We start from the raw sequence: 20366 nt of genomic DNA, 5'->3' as shown, positions 1-20366 counted from the left end.
GGGTATTCCCCTTTTTTAACCAGTGGAGTAGATCTAACGTTTTCCTCTAAAGAAAATAAATCAATTCTTAATTGATTTATTTTCAATCGTTACTTTACAAGGTTTTATATTGTTCATACAAGGATAAATAAAAAAGTCACTATTCTTCTTTCCTATATCTTGAATCAAAATAAAGGTGCCATTACATCTTCCAAAGATGTAATAATCCTCTTCAGACAATGTAATTTGAGCATAAGTTTTGGGGAAAATCTGAGCATAATAACCAATCATAAAAGCTGATAAAGCAAAGTAGAAATACACTATAGTAAGCGCAGTGAGTAAGTAAATTTTATGATTTTTAATATCCCTAATAATTTTTTTGATACTAATATGGTAACTATGTTTTTTACAAATAAGCGATATGGCTATTGCCCCAAGTAAATAAATAGAAATGATGACATAGTCAGTTTTATGTGTAATTAGTGATAACTGAACTAATAATGGAGTAAATACAATACTTAACACAACAAACGTTCGAATTGATGCAACTGTTGTTCTTGAGAATACTCGTTTTGCACTCCTAATAATAATCCAGCCTATGGCACAAGTTATGAATATAATCATTGAAACGAATAGTACATAACCAAGTGCTCTAGCAATGTTATTGATACCAACTTCTACAAATTCCCAAGGATAGCCATAATAGTAAAACTTAGCCCATCCATGTATGTAAGCGACTGACCAACCCAAAAAAGAGATATAAGCAATAAAAAAAGAAGAGTTGATGATAATGTTTGAATTTGTTTTCATTCTAATTGACATAAATAGGGTATAAAAGGAAGAAAACTACATAATTTACTTGGTATTGTCAATTTTTAATAATTTTTGCGATGCTATAACTTTTTTATTGTTGTAACGAGTTCTTTCTTCTAATCACGCCTAACAGCGCTAAAACATAACGGTCTAATCAGCCCAGAGAACAAATTTAGTTTAGCTAGTTACGCCAAAAATACGAATCCAGTATAGCCTGTTGTTTATCTTTTGGAGCAAACTTGCGTATCAGGAAAGGGACAAGTCATGTTTCCACATATCTTTCGCATCATTTCTGCATTAACACCACGGTGTCAATGCAGTAACCTCTTGCCCAAAAGAGGTAGGTCTACCACCACCTTCACATAAGGTGGTTTAAAAATAATAAAGCCTCCTAATTAGGAGGCGCTCATTTCATTATTCAGAATCTTGTGGTTTTTCGATTTCGACCGCACTTTCTGATTCATTTTCAGTAGCAACATTTGAATAAGCCGCTTGTGAGATTTTCGTTTCTTCCCAACCTGAAGGCGGTGTGACCGGCTCACGATTCATTAATTGCTTAATTTGTACTTCTTCGATGGTTTCATATTTCACAAGTGCGTCTTTCATCGCATGCAAAATATCCATATTCTCAATAAGAATTTGTCTCGCACGCTCATAATTACGCGTTATGATTGCACGGACTTCTTCATCGATAACATGAGCTGTTTCATCAGACATATGTTTCGCTTTTGCCATTGAGCGACCTAAGAAAACTTCCCCTTCGTCTTCTGAGTAAAGAATCGGACCAAGTTTTTCAGAGAAACCCCATTGCGTCACCATATTGCGGGCAATATTGGTTGCCACTTTAATATCGTTAGAAGCACCGGTAGAAATATTTTCTTCACCGTAAATCAAATCTTCTGCCAAACGACCCGCATAAAGAGTTGAAAGTTTACTTTCTAATTGTTTTTGGCTGATGCTGACTTGATCCCCTTCCGGTAAGAAGAATGTAACACCTAATGCACGACCACGAGGAATAATCGTGACTTTGTGAACAGGATCATGTTCAGGCACTAAATATCCCACAATGGCATGACCGGCTTCATGATAAGCAGTAGATTCTTTTTGTTTCTCCGTCATAATCATGGTGCGACGTTCCGGTCCCATATTAATTTTGTCTTTTGCTTTTTCAAACTCAAGCATGGAAACTTTACGTTTATTATTACGAGCGGCAAATAGCGCAGCTTCATTGACAAGATTGGCAAGATCCGCACCTGAATAACCCGGTGTACCACGCGCTAATGTCATGGCATCCACATCCTCAGCCAATGGTACTTTGCGCATATGTACTTTTAAAATTTGCTCACGACCTTTTACATCCGGCAATCCTACCACAACTTGACGGTCGAAACGTCCCGGACGGGTTAATGCAGGATCTAATACATCGGGACGGTTAGTTGCGGCAATGACAATTACCCCATCATGACCACCAAAACCATCCATTTCAACGAGCATTTGGTTAAGAGTCTGTTCACGTTCATCATGACCACCGCCCAAACCTGCGCCACGCTGACGACCTACTGCATCAATTTCATCAATAAAGATCAAACAAGGAGCATTTTTTTTCGCTTGTTCAAACATATCACGAACGCGGGAAGCACCCACACCCACAAACATTTCAACAAAGTCAGATCCCGAAATAGTGAAAAACGGTACTTTAGCTTCACCGGCAATGGCTTTTGCCAATAATGTTTTACCGGTACCCGGAGGGCCTACCATTAAAATCCCTTTTGGAATTTTGCCGCCTAAATTTTGGAATTTGGTCGGATCACGTAAAAAATCAACAATCTCACCGACTTCTTCTTTCGCTTCATCACACCCCGCAACATCGGCAAACGTCACTTTGATTTGATCTTGACTTAACATTTTTGCACGACTTTTACCAAAGCTCATGGCCTTGCCGCCACCGCCTTGCATTTGACGCATAAAGAAAATCCATACGCCCACAAGAAATAGCATTGGGAACCAAGAAATTAAAATTTGTGAAATTAAGCTACGTCTTTCAAATGGCGTACCCTCTACCTTCACTTTTTTACTTAATAAATCATCAAGTAATTTTTTATCTTCCAATGGTGGCATAACAGTCATGTATTTTGAACCATCGCTTTTTGTTACCGTAATTTCATTGGTATCAAAACGAGCTTCCTTTATTTGACCATTGCTCACATCGTAAACAAACGTCGTATAGTCAGTAGAATTTTCTACCGAATTAGAATTGAAACTCTGATAAGCTGTCATCATAACAACCGCCACCACGATCCAGAGTACCAAATTTTTGACCATATCGTTCAAAGTTTAACCTGCCTTTCCTAAGTTAAAGTTAATAAATTCGCCACAAAGATACTATATATCACAAACTATGAAAAGCTATCAAAGTGATTCGCCTTTATAGCCCGTAGCCACAATATAAACTTCACGGGAACGTCCACGTGAAGCCTCCGGTTTACGTACCTTCACTACACTAAATAAAGATCGAATTTCGCGTAAATATTCATCAAAGCCTTCTCCTTGAAATACTTTGACGACAAAACCACCTTTGTGCGCCAGAACCTGTTTACACATATCCAACGCCAATTCAACCAGATACATAGCACGCGGAATATCCACTGAGGGCATACCGCTGAAATTAGGAGCCATATCCGACATCACCACATCTACCTTGGCTTTGCCTACACGTTCAAGTAAAGCATTGAGGACATTTTCATCACGAAAATCGCCTTGTAAAAAATCAACCCCGACAATAGGATCCATTTCCAAAATATCACAGGCAATTACCCGCCCTCTATCACCGATTTGGCTCACAACATATTGTGACCATCCACCCGGTGCAGCGCCAAGATCCACAACGGTCATTCCTGATTTAAATAATTTGTCCGTTTGCTGAATTTCATCAAGTTTAAAATAAGCACGGGAACGCAATTTTTGCTTATGTGCTTTTTGTACAAACGGATCTTTAAAATGTTCGTTTAGCCAACGAGAAGAACTCGCCGAACGTTTTTTCTTTCCCATAATTTCTGTCTTTCGTACTATTTTTTGTAGTAGTTTTGCCTATATTTGGGTACAATCTGCCAAATTCAAGACTTAATGAGCCTAAAAAAACAGAAAATCTCTGTTTTTTCTGACCGCTCTTTTTATTATTCGTATTCATTTGTAGGATTCCTTATGACAACCTTATCAACCAAACAAAAACAATTTTTAAAAGGTCTTGCACACCATCTTAACCCAGTGGTTATGCTCGGAGGCAATGGTTTAACCGAGGGCGTACTCGCCGAAATCGAAAATGCACTGGCGCACCATGAGCTCATTAAAGTAAAAATTGCCGGCGCTGATCGTGAAACCAAACAATTGATTATTGATGCGATTATTCGTGAAACCCAAGCCTCAAACGTTCAAACTATCGGACATATTTTAGTGCTTTACAAACCTAGCGAAGAGAAAAAAATTCAACTTCCACGGAAATAATCTATAGAAAGTGCGGTTAAAAATGACCGCACTTTTTTATTGACTAAATGTAATTGACCTCAATAACTTCAAATTCAACATTACCACCCGGAGTGGCAATATTCACCGTATCATCAATTTCTTTACCAATTAAACCGCGTGCAATCGGGGAATTCACGGAAATCAAACCTGATTTAATATCCGCTTCATCATCGCCGACGATTTTATAAGTAATTTCTTCCTCTGTATCCGTATTGACCAACACGACCGTTGCACCAAAAATTACTTTACCGTTATTCGGTAATTTAGTGACATCAATCACTTGGCTATTTGCCAATTTGCCTTCAATTTCTTGAATTCGTCCTTCACAAAAACCTTGTTGTTCACGTGCAGCGTGGTATTCTGCATTTTCTTTTAAATCGCCATGTTCACGGGCTTCTGAAATTGCTTTAATAATTTCGGGGCGACGAACATTTTTCAAGAAATCCAATTCTTCTCTCAACAGCTCCGCTCCACGCATAGTCATTGGGATTTGTTTCATAGCTTCATTCCTTAAAATTTAATAAAAAGAAAACTACGGCAAATTGCAAAAACATTACCGTAGCGACTTAAAATAAATTGTACACAAGAAAATGATTTACTCTCGTGAGTTCGAGGACTATTATTGTCCGTCTTGAAAGAAATAGCAACCAGAACCGTTAATAATGGAAAAAATATCTTCAATTTCGACCGCACTTAAAGCGGTATTTTTCACACTCGGCTTTTCCCTTTCCAGTTATGCAGAAATTAATCTTCCCACGATTACCGAACATCTACCCGAAGGTGCAACAGTAGGGGTTATTGCTAAAAATCTGAATCAAGATCAAATCATTGCAAATTATCACAGCTCTGCTTTTATGTTGCCGGCAAGCACCCAAAAAGTATTTACCGCCGTTGCCGCAAAATTAGTGCTTGGTGACAACTTCAGATTTGATACAGCCTTATTAACCAATGGCAAAGTTCAAAATGGGCTTTTAGAAGGCAATCTAATCGTACGTTTTACCGGTGATCCGGATCTCACCAGCGGTCAACTTTATAGTTTACTTGCCGAATTAAAAAAACAAGGTATCAATAAAATCAATGGCAATCTCATATTGGATACTTCCGTATTCTCCAGCCATGATCGCGGTTTAGGCTGGATTTGGAATGATTTAACCATGTGTTTCAATTCCCCGCCTTCCGCCGCAAATATTGATAATAACTGTTTCTATGCGGAACTAGACGCCAATCAAGCCCCTGGAGAAACCGTCAAAATCAGCGTGCCGGCACAATTTCCGATTCAAGTGTTCGGACAAGTTTATGTGGCAGATAGCCGTGAATCGCCTTATTGTCAATTAGATGTAGTCGTTCATGATAATAATCGCTATCAAGTGAAAGGTTGCCTTGCCCGTCAAACAAAACCTTTCGGTTTAAGTTTTGCGGTACAAGATCCCGATGCTTACGCAGCAGCAATTATTCAACGCCAACTCAAACGGTTAGACATCGAATTTAACGGTAAAGTATTACAACCGCAAAAACCACAACAAGGACAACTGTTAGCACAACATTTCTCTAAACCTTTACCGGATTTATTGAAAAAAATGATGAAAAAATCCGACAATCAAATTGCAGATTCTTTATTTCGAGCCATTGCCTACCATTACTACAAACGTCCGGCATCCTTCCAACTGGGAACCTTAGCGGTTAAATCCGTTTTACAAAAACAAGGCATCAAATTCGGCAATAGCATCTTAGCTGATGGTTCAGGTCTTTCACGCCATAACTTGGTCGCGCCCAAAACAATGCTTTCCGTATTAGAATATATGGCGAAAAATGAAGATAAGCTACATTTAATGGAAACCTTCCCTATTGCAGGCGTGGACGGCACGATCAGCGGACGTGTCGGATTAATTAATCCACCGTTGGTAAAGAATGTGATCGCTAAAACAGGTTCATTAAAAGGGGTTTACAATCTTGCAGGGTTTATGACAAATGCACGTGGCGAAAAAATCGCTTTTGTTCAATTTATCAACGGTTATTCCACAGGTGAACTTGAAAATAAAACAAAACGCGCCCCTTTAGTGCAATTTGAAAGCGGACTATATAATCAATTATACAAAGAATAATAAAACAACTGCATAGAATAAAATATTTGACCGCACTTTGAGCAACAACTACTTTTTAAAACGCAACTCAAAGTGCGGTTAATTTTAAGAGTATTTCTTGATAGCCTGTGATTATTTAGCCTTTAATAAAGCCGGTACTTTCAATAAAATTAATTCATTATCATCTTGATGATTAGGTTGGCGACTTGATGAAAATGGAAAATTATTGTCATTGCCGACGATAATATGTTCATTATCAACAACATCAAGGTTCTCAATAGTAAAAAACGGGAATTTTAATACGCCATCATTCAAAGGTTTGAGACTTATTTTATTTGGGTCGGAAATATTTAATAAATCAATATAGGCAAGTTTTTTCACTGCTTTACCCACATTATCCGAGGAGAATGAGACTTTATAAACCCGCTTAAATTTTGCAGGTTCAGAAAAACAATGCGTGGTATCAACCGAGTTTTTACAGGCTTTATCCTCAGTTCCTTCACCATTATCCCGTTCTATGATCAATCCGTTTTTTGCATCAAGCAGATTAAAATCACCAATCGCATTATGTTCGTTTTCTAAAGGATAAAACCAATAACGTCCCGTCCATTCTTGTTTATCAACATCAAATTCTAAAATGCGCAATGAAACTTTTCCATCCACGGTTTCCCAACCTTGTTTTTTCTCATCCCATAACGGTCCTTCTAGCAATGGATAAAGGTATTTACCGTCAGGTGATAAAGCCATCCCTTCGTATCCTTTCGAACGTTTTAAATTGACACTTTTATGGAAACCGTTTGGGGTGCCAGGTGAGACGATTTGATAATGATCGGGAGATTGAATTTTTCTTCCACCTATTTCTGTTTCAAATACGGATAACACTTTTCCGTTTAAATCCGTTTTGATTAAATACGGACCAAATTCATCACCAATCCAAATATTATTGCCGATAATTTGAAAACTTTCTGTATCAAAATCTGCCCCGGTTAAATATCTTTCCTTTGTGTCTTCATGCACAATACGAAATGGTACTTTTTTATCCGGATCAGCTAAAAAGACAGTCTTAAGCGGTTCAAATTTTCCCTGCGACCAATTAATTTTATATTGATTCAAATACAGCATCGAATCCGGCGAATTGGCTTTACTACCAAAGCCGTTATCGGTAAGGATCCATACCGTATCTTTTCCAACCACTTTTATTCCGGAATGACCTTGTCGCGGCTGATTTTGAATCGGTAAAAAATAGCCTGTTTCACGATCTTTTGATTTTCCCGATATGGATTGCAATTTTTCCACCCGCTTAAAAGTCGTATATTTTCCCGCTGTTTTTAAGTCATTCGGTGCATCATCCGGTACGGTAACTACGGCATTTGCGGGTAATACTGCATAACCGGCTAGTTCAGCCGGAGTTTCAAAAGCCGATGGTATTTCCGCAACACTTGTCATACTTAAAGTGAAGCTCAATACAGCAAGGTAATATTTATTTTTCATACAGTTTCCTCTTTAGTCTATGTTGCTAAAGAGAATACGTTGTAAAAGTGACGAGAGTATGACAATAAAAATAATATGGCTATAAAAAAGCAGTCTATCCATAACCACAGTGAAATACCATTTTGTGTAGATTAATATTGCTCTAGATAATACTTAAAAAAACAACCGCACTTTAATCCATTCATAATGAATAAATAAAGTGCGGTTGATTTTGAGTTGGTCGATAAGCCGAGTTCTGTCGTGGACAATCATTCCTCTAGGCGACGAATTACTCCGCCGCTCAAGCGACCTACCCGAACTCTGGACGGGCCATCCATTGAGCTCCTATTTGGTCTTGCTACGAGTGGAGTTTACCCTGCTGCCAACCGTTACCGGCGACACGGTGCGCTCTTACCGCACCCTTTCACCCTTACCGCTTACACGGCGGTCTGCTCTCTGTTGCACTGGTCGTAGGCTCACGCCCCCCGGACGTTATCCGGCACTCTGCCCTGTGTAGCTCGGACTTTCCTCTCGTTTACTTGTCCCACTAGGTCGTGCGAACACGGTTAAGGGCTTCAATAAACCAGCGATTGTCTAACCAACTCGGCGCGTAGTATAGAGATTAATAAAAGTGCGGTCAACAAAATCCAATGGATTTTGAACATTGGCTTTGCCAACGGCGGTGAAGCCGTAATTAATCACATCAGCGATTACATATAATTTTTCATTCGTATTTTTACTGCATTCAGCTAAAATACCCACAATTTTAACCGCACTTTAGGACTGTCCATGAACTATCTACAAATTGCACGGGATACACTTTCCGTCGAAAGTCTTGCTCTTACCCAATTAAGCCAACGTTTAGACGAAAATTTCAACCAAATCGTTGAGCTTATTTTGGCTTGCCAAGGGCGTCTTGTCATTGGGGGAATTGGCAAATCAGGTTTAGTTGGTAAAAAAATGGTCGCCACTTTTGCCTCTACCGGGACACCAAGTTTCTTTCTGCATCCCACTGAGGCTTTTCACGGTGATCTGGGTATGCTCAAACCGATTGACATTGTCATGCTGATTTCCTATAGCGGTGAAACGGATGATGTGAATAAACTCATTCCAAGCCTAAAAAACTTCGGCAATAAAATTATTGCCCTCACCAGCAATAAACACTCAACCCTTGCCCGCCATGCGGATTACGTCTTGGACATTACCGTTGAGCGTGAAGTTTGCCCAAATAATCTTGCCCCTACCACCTCAGCCCTTGTCACACTGGCATTAGGTGATGCCCTTGCAGTATCGCTCATCACGGCAAGAAATTTCCAACCTGCCGACTTTGCTAAATTCCATCCGGGCGGTAGTCTCGGTCGTCGTTTGCTTTGTCGTGTGAAAGATCAAATGCAAACCTATTTACCTACAATTTCTCCAAACACCAATTTCACCGATTGCCTAACCGTGATGAACGAAGGAAGAATGGGCGTAGCATTGGTGATGGAAAATCAGCAATTAAAAGGCATTATTACTGATGGTGATATTCGTCGCGCACTCACCGCTAATGGTGCAGAAATTCTTAACAAAACCGCACAAGATTTTATGACACGTTCGCCAAAAACTATTAATCAAAACGAATTTTTAGCGAAAGCGGAAGATTTTATGAAAGAGAAAAAAATTCATTCCCTTGTGGCCGTCGATGATGAAAATAACGTGGTCGGTTTAATCGAATTTTCAAGCTAAGGAAATCAAATGCAACAAAAACTCAAAAAAATTAAATTGGTGATTACCGATGTGGACGGTGTGCTTACTGATGGGCTGCTACATTATGATGCCAATGGCGAAGCCATTAAAAGTTTTCATGTACGTGATGGATTAGGCATTAAAATGTTGATGGAATCAGGTATTCGAGTTGCAGTACTTTCAGGTAGAGATTCTGCGATTTTACGCCGCCGTATTGCTGATCTCGGCATAACCTTATTCTTTCTCGGAAAATTAGAGAAAGAAAGTGCCTGTTTTGAATTAATGAAACAAGCCGGCGTCAAACCGGAAGAAACCGCTTATATTGGTGATGATAGTGTGGATCTCCCCGCTTTTGCCGTTAGCGGGCTTTCTTTCGCCGTGGCAGATGCCCCTCTTTATGTGAAAAATGCCGCAGATTATGTGCTTTCTCTCGAGGGCGGCAAAGGCGCATTTCGTGAAATGTCCGATATGATTTTAACCGCTCAAGGCAAATCTGCGGTCTTTGACAGTGCACAGGGATTTTTAAAATCGGTCAAAAACATGGTGCAATAACCGGAATAATCCCCTTTTTACATCTAAGACTAGGACAGATTGTTTCTCATTCTCTCCGATATTAAACAGTTATACCAGTACATTTAGATTAAATAAAAAAAACAACCGCACTTTTTATAAAAACCACTTACAAAATTAAAATTTAAGTGCTTAAAATTTATTAAGCGAGAAAAAAGGCTGTAAACACAGCCCTTATCTTTACTTCACTTCCCTAAATAAAATCTCACTTGGAATCACCGAACCTTGCCAATAAAGTTCGGTAGAAACTTTTTCTGCCAATTGTAGGAAGGCTTGTGCGATTTCACTTTCCGGGGCATTCACCACTGTTGGGTTGCCGGCATCCAAATCTTCACGAATACAAATATGTAACGGCAGCTGTGCCAACACTTTCACATTGTATTTTTCCGCCATTCTTTCAGCACCGCCTGTGCCAAAAATGGCTTCATTATGACCGCACTTACTACAAATATGAATGGACATATTTTCCACAATACCTAATACCGGTACGGATACCCGTTCAAACATTGAGACCCCTTTTACTGCATCAAGTAATGCAATATCTTGCGGTGTTGTTACCACTACGGCACCGGTTACCGGAATTTGTTGTGACAGGGTAAGTTGAATATCACCGGTGCCGGGAGGCATATCGATGACCAAATAATCTAAGCTATCCCATAGGGTTTCGTTGAGTAATTGGCTTAATGCACTACTTGCCATTGGACCACGCCAAATCGTTGCACTGTCTTCATCCATTAGAAAACCAATAGAGTTCGCCGATAAACCATGAGCTTTAATTGGGATGATATGTTGATTATCAGGTGATGTCGGGCGTTGATGAGGTGCGCCAAGCATATGTGGGACAGATGGACCGTAAATATCCGCATCTAAAATACCGACACGAGCCCCCTGAGCTTGCAATGCAAGAGCTAGGTTCACTGAAACACTGGATTTTCCTACGCCCCCTTTTCCTGATGTCACCGCAATGATATTTTTTACACCTTTTACCGCAGGTTGATTATTCGCACGTTTTAAGGTGGCAATTTGATAATTCACTTCCCATTTGATCACTTTGCAATCTGCTGCCTTTAATAGCTCATCAGAGATTGATTGTTTCAGTTGCGCCACACCACTATTCCACGCAAACGGAAGTTGCAATTCAATGCGTAATGTTTCCCCTCCTTTCTCTACTTTTTTTAGGGCATTTAGCGCAATGAGATCTTTTTGTAGGCTGGGATGGGTAAAATGTTGAAAGAGCTGGAGAAGCTCGCTCTGTTGTTCTGAACCGATATTTTCAGAAAAAAAGATTGCCATAATAAAGTCCTATTAAAATAATGGAGTAAATTCGTCGGGCATATTTAACCACTTTAATCCCACTCTGTTAAGACAAAATGTGGCGAACTAGAAAAAATAACGTTTATCGGGTAAGATAACGAGCAATTTTTTGTGTAATAAAAGAGAATAAATAATGACAGACCAACCCCGTAAAATTTTAGTCACTTGTGCCTTGCCTTACGCCAATGGAGCAATCCATTTAGGTCATATGCTAGAACACATTCAAGCGGATATTTGGGTGCGTTTTCAACGTATGCGTGGCAACAAAATTTATTTTGTGTGTGCCGATGATGCCCATGGTACGCCAATTATGTTGAATGCCGATAAATTAGGTATCACACCGGAAGAATTAATCGCTAAAGCGAAAGCGGATCATGTACGTGACTTTGCCGGTTTTAATATTAGTTTTGATAATTACCACTCCACACACAGCGAAGAAAATAAACAAATCACCGCAGAAATTTATAACAAATTAAAATCAAAGGGTTTCATCAAAAGCAAAGTGATTGCTCAACTTTATGATCCTGAAAAAAATATGTTTTTGCCTGATCGTTTTGTGAAAGGTACTTGTCCGAAATGCAAAGCGGAAGATCAATATGGCGATAACTGCGAAGTCTGTGCTTCCACTTATAGCCCAATGGATTTAATTAATCCACGTTCTGCTGTATCCGGTGCGACACCTGTTGTAAAAGAATCTGAACACTTTTTCTTTGATTTACCGGCATTTGAGAATATGTTACAAGAATGGACGCGTTCCGGTTCCCTCCAACCTGAAATCGCTAACAAAATGCAAGAATGGTTTGAAAGCGGTTTACAACAATGGGATATTTCCCGTGATGCGCCTTATTTTGGTTTTGAAATTCCGGGAGCAAAGGATAAATTCTTCTATGTCTGGTTGGATGCCCCCATTGGTTATATGGCATCGTTCAAAAATCTTTGTGATCGTGAAGGCATTGATTTCAATGAGTTTTGGGCAGAAAACAGCGAGGCGGAACTTTATCATTTTATAGGAAAAGATATTGTCTATTTTCACAGCCTATTTTGGCCTGCCATGTTAGAAGGCAGTAGCTATCGTAAACCGACGAATGTATTTGCCCATGGTTATGTCACCGTTGATGGCGCGAAAATGTCAAAATCCCGTGGAACATTCATTCAAGCCAGTACCTATTTGAATCACATTGATCCTGAGTGTTTACGTTATTACTATGCGGCAAAAATCAATAATCGCATTGAAGATTTGGATTTCAATTTAGAGGATTTTGTCCAACGCGTAAACACTGATATTGTCAACAAACTGGTGAATTTGGCATCACGCAATGCAAGCTTTATCGCAAAACGTTTTGGCGGAAAATTAGCAGATCAATTAGAAGATGAAGCGTTATTTGCAGAATTTACTGCTCGGGCAGAACAAATCTCAAGCTATTATGAAACACGGGAATTTAATAAAGCAATTCGTGAAATTATGGCATTGGCAGATAAAGCCAACAAATATATTGACGATAAAGCCCCATGGGTGATCGCAAAAGAAGAAGGTAGAGAAGCTGAGCTACAAGCAGTCTGCTCTATGGGAATCGAATTATTCCGCATATTGATGACCTATTTAAAACCGGTATTACCAAAACTGGCAGAACGATCAGAAGGTTTCTTACAAAGTGAATTGCGTTGGGATAATCTTCACCAACCTTTGCTTGGGCATACCCTTTCACCATTTAAAGCCCTTTTCTCCCGTTTAGAGAAAAAACAAATTGATGCGGTAGTTAATGAAACAAAAGCGTTATTTGCCGAAAGCAATAAAGCAGCAGAAAAAACTGCGTCAAAATCGACCGCACTTTCTAATGTAGAACCTATTGCCGACACTATCACTATTGATGATTTTGCTAAATTGGATATGCGGGTGGCAAAAGTGCTGAAATGCGAAGCAGTACCGGAATCCAATAAACTTTTACGTTTTGAATTAGACCTTGGTAATCATACCCGCCAAGTATTCTCCGGCATCAAAGCCGCTTATAGCAATCCGGAAGAATTAGAAGGTCGATTTGTGATTATGGTCGCAAATCTTGCACCACGCAAAATGAAATTCGGCGTATCGGAAGGAATGATTCTTTCTGCTGGCAGCGGTGGCAGTGATTTATTCTTACTTTCTGCAGACAGTGGTGTCACAGCCGGTATGCAGGTGAAGTAATCAATTAAGGATTTATTCGGGCGACATTCTGTCGCCTTTTTTAGTTTTCCATTGAAAATTCAAAACATATAACCTCTATAAATCTCAACTATTTAACTTATTTGGAGATCACAATGAAAAGCGAATTAATCTGCTATAAACAAATGCCGATTTGGACAAAAAACAAACTCCCCCAAATGTTTCAAGAAAAGCACAATACCAAAGTCGGTACTTGGGGAAAGGTGAACGTGCTAAAAGGTAAGCTAAAATTTTATGAATTAACGGAAGAAGGCAATATTATTGCCGAACATATTTTCACGCCAGAAACAGACACCCCATTTGTTGAACCGCAAGCTTGGCATCGGGTGGAAGCCTTAACCGATGATTTGGAATGTACCCTTGGGTTTTATTGCAAAAAAGAAGATTACTTCAACAAAAAATACAATATGACAGCAACACATTCCGAAGTGAAAAGTGCGGTCAATATCATCAAACCTTGTAAAACCTTAGATCTCGGCTGCGGTCAAGGCAGAAATTCCCTCTTTCTAAGTTTACTGGGCTTTGATGTCACTTCTTGGGATCACAATGAAAACAGCCTTGCTTTCTTAAACGAAACAAAAGAAAAGGAAAATCTCAATATTTCAACCGCACTTTACGATATTAATACCGCCAATATTCAGGAAAACTACGATTTTATTCTTTCTACTGTGGTATTTATGTTCTTAAACCGCGAACTCATACCGGCAATTATCAAAAATATGCAGGAACATACTAATATCGGCGGGTACAATTTAATTGTTGCGGCAATGTCCACGGATGATGTGCCTTGCCCTTTGCCCTTCTCTTTTACCTTTAAAGAAAATGAACTGAGAGATTATTATCAAGATTGGGAATTGATTAAATACAACGAAGAAATGGGTGAATTACATAAAACCGATGAGAACGGCAATCGTATAAAAATGAAATTTGTGACAATGTTAGCTAAAAAGAAATAACTATTTGGTTTATAAAATAAAAAACCGCATTTTGTGACGACAAAGTGCGGTTTGTTTTTTGTGAGAATTTTTACTTATTCTTCAATAGAACGCAACAATTCGTTGATGCCGACTTTACCTAGGGTTTTCGCATCCACTTTTTTCACGATTACCGCACAGTAAAGGCTGTATTTACCGCATTTTGATGGAAGGCTGCCCGAAACCACCACAGATCCTGCCGGTACACGACCGTAATGAATTTCACCGGTTTCACGATCATAAATTTTGGTGGATTGACCAATGAATACCCCCATTGAAATCACACAACCGTCTTCAACAATGACACCTTCAACCACTTCAGAACGAGCACCGATAAAGCAGTTATCACCAATGATAGTCGGATTCGCCTGTAACGGCTCTAATACCCCACCGATTCCTACACCACCGGATAAGTGAACATTTTTACCGATTTGAGCACAGGAACCTACCGTTGCCCAAGTATCTACCATCGTGCCTTCACCCACATAAGCACCGATATTGACATAAGACGGCATTAAAACACAGTTTTTAGAGATATATGCCCCCTTACGCACGGTGGCAGACGGCACCACACGGAATCCTTCTTGTTGGAAACGTTCTTCAGTGTAATCGGCAAATTTTAATGCCACTTTGTCGTAATATTTTGTTTCTGCACCGTCAATAATTTCGTTGTTATTGATGCGGAATGAAAGCAATACCGCTTTTTTTAACCATTGGTGGGTCACCCACTCACCATCAATTTTTTCTGCCACACGATATTTTCCACTATCCAAACCTTCGATTACTTCTTCAATCGCAGCACGAGTTTCTGTATCTACTGTTTTTGGCGTAATATCCGCACGTTTTTCAAAAGCAGACTCAATAATTGCTTGTAAATTTGACATTGTACTTCCTATTTAGTTATGAATAAAACGACGTTAGTTTTACCATATTTTTAATTCTCACGCAAAAAACACCGAAAAAAATCACCGCACTTTGAAACCCCAAAATGCGGTGATGATAAAAGCCTATCTGAATTATTAAAAGATAGAAAGTGTTAAGCCAACAATAAAAGACATACTTAACACCACTGCGATCATCGCATAACCAAAATCACTCATATTTTCTCCTTAAATTGATGTTGAATCCTCGCCATTCTAGCAAGAAAAAGAAAAAAAACGACCTTTTTTTAAAAAATTTTTGTTATCCACTTAACTATTCTCAAACAATCCTTATAATGGGAAAAATTTTTTTTAAGGAAAATCAAACTTATGGCAACGATTAAAGATGTGGCAAAGATGGCGGGGGTATCTACAACCACCGTTTCCCATGTAATCAATAAAACCCGATTTGTTGCAAAAGAAACGGAAGAAGCCGTTCAGCACGCGATTAAAACCTTAAAATATTCCCCTAGTGCAGTTGCCAGAAGTTTAAAAGTCAATACCACCAAATCTATCGGAATGATTGTTACAACCAGTGAAGCCCCTTACTTTGCCGAAATTATTCATGCGGTAGAAGAACATTGCTATCGACAAGGCTATTCCCTCTTTCTATGTAACACTCAAAATGATCCTGAAAAAATTAAAAATCATTTAGAAATGTTAGCTAAGAAACGGGTGGACGGCTTACTTGTGATGTGTTCCGAATATACCCAAACTTCCCTTGATTTACTTTCCAATTTTTCCAGCGTACCTATGGTCGTAATGGATTGGGGACCTAATGGCGACACAGATATTATCGATGATAACAGCTTTACCGGCGGTTATTTGGCGACAAAACATTTACTTGATTGCGGTCATAAAAAAATCGGCATTATTGCAGGTGAACTGAGCAAAACCACAGCAAGAACCCGTTACGAAGGTTTTGAGAAAGCTATGGCGGAAGCAAATCTGGCAATTAATAAAGATTGGGTAATGGAAGGTCATTTTGAACCCGAAGACGGTTATGAATGTATGAACAAAATCCTTGCTCAAGCAGACTTACCCACTGCCGTATTCTGCTGTAATGATGTCATGGCATTAGGTGCGATTTCTGCCATCACAGAAAAAGGGTTACGTGTGCCGGATGATATTTCTGTCATTGGTTACGACAATATTCATTCATCACGTTTTTATGCCCCTCCACTCACAACGGTCCACCAATCTAAATCCCGATTAGGTGCGCAAGCGGTGAATTTATTATTTGAGCGTATTTCACAAAAAGATAAAGATGACTTAGCACAGCCTCAAAGCCGCATTGATATTCATCCCGAGCTGGTTGTGAGAAAATCCGTTAAAACCATTTCATAAAACCCACTAAAAAATGACCGCACTTTATGTTATGTAAAAAGTGCGGTCGCTTTTTAAGAAAAAATTTATTTTTTCTGTTCTTCATCAATCTTTTCTCTTATAAGGTTTGACCGAACACCTATTTTTAGTTATATCTACGCCTAGTTTTATTTTTTACTTTAATTTTAGGAGTTTGTATGACACAAGAGTATGCTACTCTACGTAATAACATCAATATGTTAGGACGTTTTCTCGGAGAAACCATTAACGATGCACAAGGCGCCGATATTCTTGAACTTATCGAGAATATCCGCAAGTTATCCCGTGATTCCCGTGCGGGTGATGACAATGCACGCCAAGCATTGCTCAAGACACTGGCGAATATTTCAACGGATAATATTATTCCTGTGGCACGCGCATTCAGTCAATTTTTGAATCTAACAAATATTGCTGAACAATATCAAACCATATCCCGTGAACATTCACAAAAAGCCCCTTCAGAACGCTCTTTACACGCCTTATTTACACGTTTAAAAACGGAAAATGCTTCGAAAGAAGAAGTTTATAAAACCATTGAAAAACTCTTAATCGAACTTGTATTAACCGCACACCCGACCGAAACTACACGCCGTTCACTCATCCACAAACACGTTGAAATCAACAAATGTTTAAGCAAATTGGAACATGGTGATCTCACCCAAAAAGAACGCAGCGTAATTGAACGTCTGCTCCTTCGTTTAATTGCCGAAGCTTGGCATACCAATGAAATTCGTACGGTTCGTCCAACCCCTTTTGATGAAGCAAAATGGGGATTCGCCATGTTGGAAAATAGCCTTTGGCAAGCCGTGCCGGAATTTCTTCGTCAATTAAATGAAAATGCACGTGAATTTTTAGGTTATGATTTACCGGTGGGATTGAAACCGGTGCGTATTTCTTCTTGGATGGGTGGCGACCGTGACGGCAATCCGTTTGTTACCGCTCAAATTACCCGAAAAGTGCTGAATTTTGCCCGTTGGAAAGCCGCAGATTTATTTCTACAAGATATCTGCAAGCTAGTTGATGAGCTTTCCATGGTGAAATGTACTAATGAATTTCGCGTGAAATATGGCGATCATTTAGAGCCGTATCGTACCGTTGTAAAAGGCTTACGAACAAAACTCACCACCACCCTCGCTTACTTTGATGATCTCCTTGCCGATCGCCTGCCCCGTGTAACAAAAAGTGACATTATTTTAGAAGATAACCAACTTTGGGAACCCCTTTACGATTGTTATCAATCCCTTATGGCATGTGGTATGCGTATTATTGCAAACGGTTCATTACTTGATATTTTACATCGTATCCGTTGCTTTGGTGTCACCTTGTCACAAATGGATATTCGTCAAGAAAGTACCCGTCATACTGATGCCATTGCAGAAATAACCCGCTATATCGGTTTGGGTGATTATTCCCAATGGACTGAGGAAGATAAACAAGCCTTCTTAATTCGTGAATTAAGTTCACGCCGTCCACTCATTCCTCAAAATTGGACACCTTCCGCCGAAACACAAGAAATTCTTGATACCTGTAAAGTGGTTGCGGAACAAAAACAAGGAGTGATAGCCTGTTATGTGATTTCTATGGCACGTAGTGCATCCGATGTACTTGCCGTTCATTTATTACTGAAAGAAGCCGGTGTTCCTCACCATATCCCCGTAGTGCCCCTGTTTGAAACCTTAGATGATTTGGATGCAGCAGAAGAAGTAATGACCCAACTTTTCAATATTGGTTGGTATCGAGGCGTGATTAACAACCGCCAAATGGTGATGATCGGCTATTCGGATTCTGCCAAAGATGCCGGAATGATAGCCGCCTCCTGGGCGCAATATCGTGCCCAAGAAGCCCTTGTGAATTTAACCGAAAAACTTGGGATTGAACTCACCTTATTCCACGGACGTGGCGGCACAATCGGTCGTGGCGGTGCACCGGCTCATGCAGCGCTACTTTCTCAACCGCCACGCTCATTGAAAAATGGTTTGCGTGTCACTGAACAAGGGGAAATGATCCGTTTTAAACTCGGTTTACCGGCGGTGGCAGTGGAAACCTTCGACCTTTACGCCAGCGCAATTTTAGAGGCCAATCTCCTACCGCCACCAGAACCTAAAGCGGAATGGCGTGCCGTCATGGATGAACTTTCTACTATTTCTTGCAAAATCTACCGTGATGTGGTGCGTGGCGATAAAGACTTTGTCCCTTACTTCCGCAGTGCTACACCGGAGCAAGAACTCTCTAAATTACCACTGGGTTCACGCCCGGCAAAACGTAATCCGAATGGCGGGGTTGAAAGCCTTCGAGCCATTCCTTGGATTTTTGCTTGGATGCAAAACCGCTTAATGTTACCGGCATGGTTAGGGGCAGGCGCAGCAGTGCGTCAAGTGATTGAAAACGGCAAAGGTGAGATTATTGAAGAAATGTGCCAAACATGGCCGTTTTTCTCCACCCGAATCGGGATGTTAGAAATGGTATTCAGCAAATCTGACAGCTGGCTTTCACAACAATATGATCAACGTTTGGTGAAAAAAGAACTTTGGTATTTAGGTGAAAATCTACGCCAACAATTGCAAGCGGATATTCAAACGGTGCTTTCCCTCTCTCATCGTAATGAGCTTATGTCCGATTTACAATGGATTGCTGAATCTATTGCACTACGTAATATCTACACGGATCCGCTCAATCTTCTCCAAGTGGAACTCCTCCACCGTTTCCGTGAAAATCCGGATCACCCAAATCCTGATGTGGAACAGGCCTTGATGATCACCATCACGGGTATTGCAGCAGGAATGCGTAATACGGGTTAGTAGAGCAACCAATAATAAAGTGCGGTCAAATTCAACCGCACTTTTTATCACTTCTCAATCTCCGTCCGCCAAATCCGATTAAACTCCCCCATCAATGCAAATAATTGAGCGGTTTTTTGCTGACCAAATGCATTAAATACCCGTTCAAATAAGATAACCGTCGCTTGATAAATCGGTTCTGCTTGTTGTTTGCCTGATTCGGTTAGACGCATAATTTTTTCACGTTTATCACTTTGGCTTTCAAAAAATTCAATCCAGCCTTTCTCACGATATTCCTTACAAATGTTGAATATGGTTTGTTTTGGGATATACCATTCCTCGCCAATCTGTTTTTGCGTGCATTGTCCATTTTCAGCTGAAGCTATCGGCTACTTATGGATTGGTGTGGCTTCTGCAGTTTTATTTGGCGTTACCGTCGTTCGTCTAGCCATGACAGAAGGCGTACAAGCGGGACACATTTATGCGGTGATGACCTATCTTTGGAGTTTTGCTATGAGCCTTGACGATGCCCCAAGATTAATAGAGCAATTTTCCAATTTAAGAGATATTGGAAAACGGGTTGAGGTGTCATAAAAACGCAAATAAATTTGACCGCACTTTTTATTTCAGTATTATACCGCTCATCACTGAAAAGA

The 20366-nt window shown here is 39.8% G+C and carries 17 protein-coding genes, 1 other RNA gene and 1 pseudogene; 9 read left to right on the top strand and 10 right to left on the bottom strand.

Annotation, left to right across the window (positions count from 1 at the left end; genetic code table 11):
- Window positions 1-60: 60 nt before the first annotated feature.
- From A3GE_RS10975 to rlmE, 3 genes are all read right to left on the bottom strand, one after another.
- Window positions 61-789, bottom strand: a complete 729-nt coding sequence (locus A3GE_RS10975; RefSeq protein ID WP_045414699.1) for a hypothetical protein — start codon at window positions 787-789, stop codon at window positions 61-63.
- 417 nt (window positions 790-1206) lie between these two features.
- Complete coding sequence (gene ftsH, locus A3GE_RS0102715) at window positions 1207-3114, bottom strand: ATP-dependent zinc metalloprotease FtsH (protein WP_018355747.1); 1908 nt, start codon at window positions 3112-3114, stop codon at window positions 1207-1209.
- A gap of 87 nt (window positions 3115-3201) precedes the next feature.
- Window positions 3202-3840: a 23S rRNA (uridine(2552)-2'-O)-methyltransferase RlmE gene (gene rlmE / locus A3GE_RS0102710; RefSeq protein ID WP_018355746.1), complete on the bottom strand. Its 639-nt coding sequence runs from the start codon at window positions 3838-3840 to the stop codon at window positions 3202-3204.
- 153 nt (window positions 3841-3993) lie between these two features.
- Between rlmE and yhbY the strand changes: the two genes are divergently transcribed.
- Window positions 3994-4293, top strand: a complete 300-nt coding sequence (gene yhbY, locus A3GE_RS0102705) for a ribosome assembly RNA-binding protein YhbY (RefSeq protein ID WP_018355745.1) — start codon at window positions 3994-3996, stop codon at window positions 4291-4293.
- 43 nt (window positions 4294-4336) lie between these two features.
- Here yhbY and greA read toward each other — a convergent pair whose 3' ends face one another.
- The gene (gene greA / locus A3GE_RS0102700; RefSeq protein ID WP_018355744.1) at window positions 4337-4813 is read right to left on the bottom strand and encodes a transcription elongation factor GreA; all 477 of its coding nucleotides are present in this window, start codon (window positions 4811-4813) and stop codon (window positions 4337-4339) included.
- Window positions 4814-4976: 163 nt separating this feature from the next.
- On the opposite strand from greA, the gene dacB reads away from it, so the two are divergent.
- Complete coding sequence (dacB, locus tag A3GE_RS0102695; RefSeq protein WP_018355743.1) at window positions 4977-6416, top strand: serine-type D-Ala-D-Ala carboxypeptidase; 1440 nt, start codon at window positions 4977-4979, stop codon at window positions 6414-6416.
- A gap of 111 nt (window positions 6417-6527) precedes the next feature.
- Here the strand turns inward: dacB and A3GE_RS0102690 are convergent, their stop codons facing one another.
- The 3 genes from A3GE_RS0102690 to A3GE_RS12110 all read right to left on the bottom strand — a co-directional run bounded on the left by A3GE_RS0102690 (window position 6528) and on the right by A3GE_RS12110 (window position 8627).
- Window positions 6528-7886: an esterase-like activity of phytase family protein gene (locus A3GE_RS0102690; protein ID WP_018355742.1), complete on the bottom strand. Its 1359-nt coding sequence runs from the start codon at window positions 7884-7886 to the stop codon at window positions 6528-6530.
- Window positions 7887-8094: 208 nt separating this feature from the next.
- Window positions 8095-8471: RNase P RNA component class A (rnpB, locus tag A3GE_RS11525), an RNA gene on the bottom strand.
- Window positions 8460-8627, bottom strand: coding sequence for a hypothetical protein (locus A3GE_RS12110; protein WP_018355741.1), 168 nt, complete (start codon window positions 8625-8627; stop codon window positions 8460-8462). The genes rnpB and A3GE_RS12110 overlap by 12 nt, the downstream gene beginning before the upstream one ends.
- 27 nt (window positions 8628-8654) lie before the next feature.
- Here A3GE_RS12110 and A3GE_RS0102680 point away from each other — a divergent pair, with 27 nt between their 5' ends.
- Together A3GE_RS0102680 and A3GE_RS0102675 are read left to right on the top strand one after the other, a co-directional pair.
- Window positions 8655-9590, top strand: a complete 936-nt coding sequence (locus A3GE_RS0102680) for a KpsF/GutQ family sugar isomerase (RefSeq protein ID WP_018355740.1) — start codon at window positions 8655-8657, stop codon at window positions 9588-9590.
- A 9-nt stretch (window positions 9591-9599) separates the two neighbouring features.
- Window positions 9600-10142 (top strand): KdsC family phosphatase, encoded by a 543-nt coding sequence (locus A3GE_RS0102675; RefSeq protein ID WP_018355739.1) that lies wholly within the window; start codon window positions 9600-9602, stop codon window positions 10140-10142.
- A gap of 198 nt (window positions 10143-10340) precedes the next feature.
- On the opposite strand, the gene apbC is transcribed toward A3GE_RS0102675, so the two are convergent.
- Entirely contained in the window at window positions 10341-11453 is a 1113-nt protein-coding gene (gene apbC, locus A3GE_RS0102670; protein ID WP_018355738.1) for an iron-sulfur cluster carrier protein ApbC, read from the bottom strand.
- Between the two features lie 154 nt (window positions 11454-11607).
- On the opposite strand from apbC, the gene metG reads away from it, so the two are divergent.
- Both metG and tehB read left to right on the top strand, forming a co-directional pair.
- Entirely contained in the window at window positions 11608-13656 is a 2049-nt protein-coding gene (gene metG / locus A3GE_RS0102665) for a methionine--tRNA ligase (protein ID WP_018355737.1), read from the top strand.
- Window positions 13657-13769: 113 nt separating this feature from the next.
- On the top strand, window positions 13770-14630 hold the full coding sequence (gene tehB / locus A3GE_RS0102660) for an SAM-dependent methyltransferase TehB (RefSeq protein ID WP_018355736.1): 861 nt from the start codon (window positions 13770-13772) through the stop codon (window positions 14628-14630).
- Between the two features lie 74 nt (window positions 14631-14704).
- Here the strand turns inward: tehB and dapD are convergent, their stop codons facing one another.
- Window positions 14705-15532: a 2,3,4,5-tetrahydropyridine-2,6-dicarboxylate N-succinyltransferase gene (gene dapD / locus A3GE_RS0102655; protein ID WP_018355735.1), complete on the bottom strand. Its 828-nt coding sequence runs from the start codon at window positions 15530-15532 to the stop codon at window positions 14705-14707.
- Window positions 15533-15898: 366 nt separating this feature from the next.
- Here dapD and purR point away from each other — a divergent pair, with 366 nt between their 5' ends.
- Complete coding sequence (gene purR / locus A3GE_RS0102645; RefSeq protein ID WP_018355733.1) at window positions 15899-16915, top strand: HTH-type transcriptional repressor PurR; 1017 nt, start codon at window positions 15899-15901, stop codon at window positions 16913-16915.
- Window positions 16916-17091: 176 nt separating this feature from the next.
- A complete protein-coding gene (ppc, locus tag A3GE_RS0102640) occupies window positions 17092-19731 on the top strand; it encodes a phosphoenolpyruvate carboxylase (RefSeq protein WP_018355732.1) in 2640 nt (879 codons plus the stop codon).
- Window positions 19732-19778: 47 nt separating this feature from the next.
- On the opposite strand, the gene A3GE_RS12510 is transcribed toward ppc, so the two are convergent.
- Window positions 19779-19943, bottom strand: coding sequence for a hypothetical protein (locus A3GE_RS12510; protein ID WP_018355731.1), 165 nt, complete (start codon window positions 19941-19943; stop codon window positions 19779-19781).
- Between the two features lie 145 nt (window positions 19944-20088).
- On the opposite strand from A3GE_RS12510, the pseudogene A3GE_RS11685 reads away from it, so the two are divergent.
- Window positions 20089-20304 (top strand): annotated as a pseudogene (locus tag A3GE_RS11685) (ABC transporter six-transmembrane domain-containing protein); the annotation flags it as partial.
- Between the last annotated feature and the right edge of the window lie 62 nt (window positions 20305-20366).

The organism is Rodentibacter pneumotropicus DSM 21403 (genome assembly GCF_000379905.1).
Taxonomy (GTDB): Bacteria; Pseudomonadota; Gammaproteobacteria; order Enterobacterales; family Pasteurellaceae; genus Rodentibacter; species Rodentibacter pneumotropicus.
The sequence above is the reverse complement of the archived record's forward strand: the minus strand, read 5'-3'. Positions and strand labels throughout refer to the sequence as shown.

Coding starts and splice junctions, on each gene's coding strand:
- greA (WP_018355744.1), bottom strand. CDS start 4,813: ATGAAACAAATCCCAATGACTATGCGTGGAGCGGAGCTGTTGAGAGAA.
- A3GE_RS0102675 (WP_018355739.1), top strand. CDS start 9,600: ATGCAACAAAAACTCAAAAAAATTAAATTGGTGATTACCGATGTGGAC.
- dapD (WP_018355735.1), bottom strand. CDS start 15,532: ATGTCAAATTTACAAGCAATTATTGAGTCTGCTTTTGAAAAACGTGCG.
- ppc (WP_018355732.1), top strand. CDS start 17,092: ATGACACAAGAGTATGCTACTCTACGTAATAACATCAATATGTTAGGA.
- metG (WP_018355737.1), top strand. CDS start 11,608: ATGACAGACCAACCCCGTAAAATTTTAGTCACTTGTGCCTTGCCTTAC.
- ftsH (WP_018355747.1), bottom strand. CDS start 3,114: ATGGTCAAAAATTTGGTACTCTGGATCGTGGTGGCGGTTGTTATGATG.
- apbC (WP_018355738.1), bottom strand. CDS start 11,453: ATGGCAATCTTTTTTTCTGAAAATATCGGTTCAGAACAACAGAGCGAG.
- A3GE_RS10975 (WP_045414699.1), bottom strand. CDS start 789: ATGAAAACAAATTCAAACATTATCATCAACTCTTCTTTTTTTATTGCT.
- rlmE (WP_018355746.1), bottom strand. CDS start 3,840: ATGGGAAAGAAAAAACGTTCGGCGAGTTCTTCTCGTTGGCTAAACGAA.
- yhbY (WP_018355745.1), top strand. CDS start 3,994: ATGACAACCTTATCAACCAAACAAAAACAATTTTTAAAAGGTCTTGCA.
- dacB (WP_018355743.1), top strand. CDS start 4,977: ATGGAAAAAATATCTTCAATTTCGACCGCACTTAAAGCGGTATTTTTC.
- A3GE_RS12510 (WP_018355731.1), bottom strand. CDS start 19,943: ATGCGTCTAACCGAATCAGGCAAACAACAAGCAGAACCGATTTATCAA.
- purR (WP_018355733.1), top strand. CDS start 15,899: ATGGCAACGATTAAAGATGTGGCAAAGATGGCGGGGGTATCTACAACC.
- A3GE_RS0102680 (WP_018355740.1), top strand. CDS start 8,655: ATGAACTATCTACAAATTGCACGGGATACACTTTCCGTCGAAAGTCTT.
- A3GE_RS0102690 (WP_018355742.1), bottom strand. CDS start 7,886: ATGAAAAATAAATATTACCTTGCTGTATTGAGCTTCACTTTAAGTATG.
- tehB (WP_018355736.1), top strand. CDS start 13,770: ATGAAAAGCGAATTAATCTGCTATAAACAAATGCCGATTTGGACAAAA.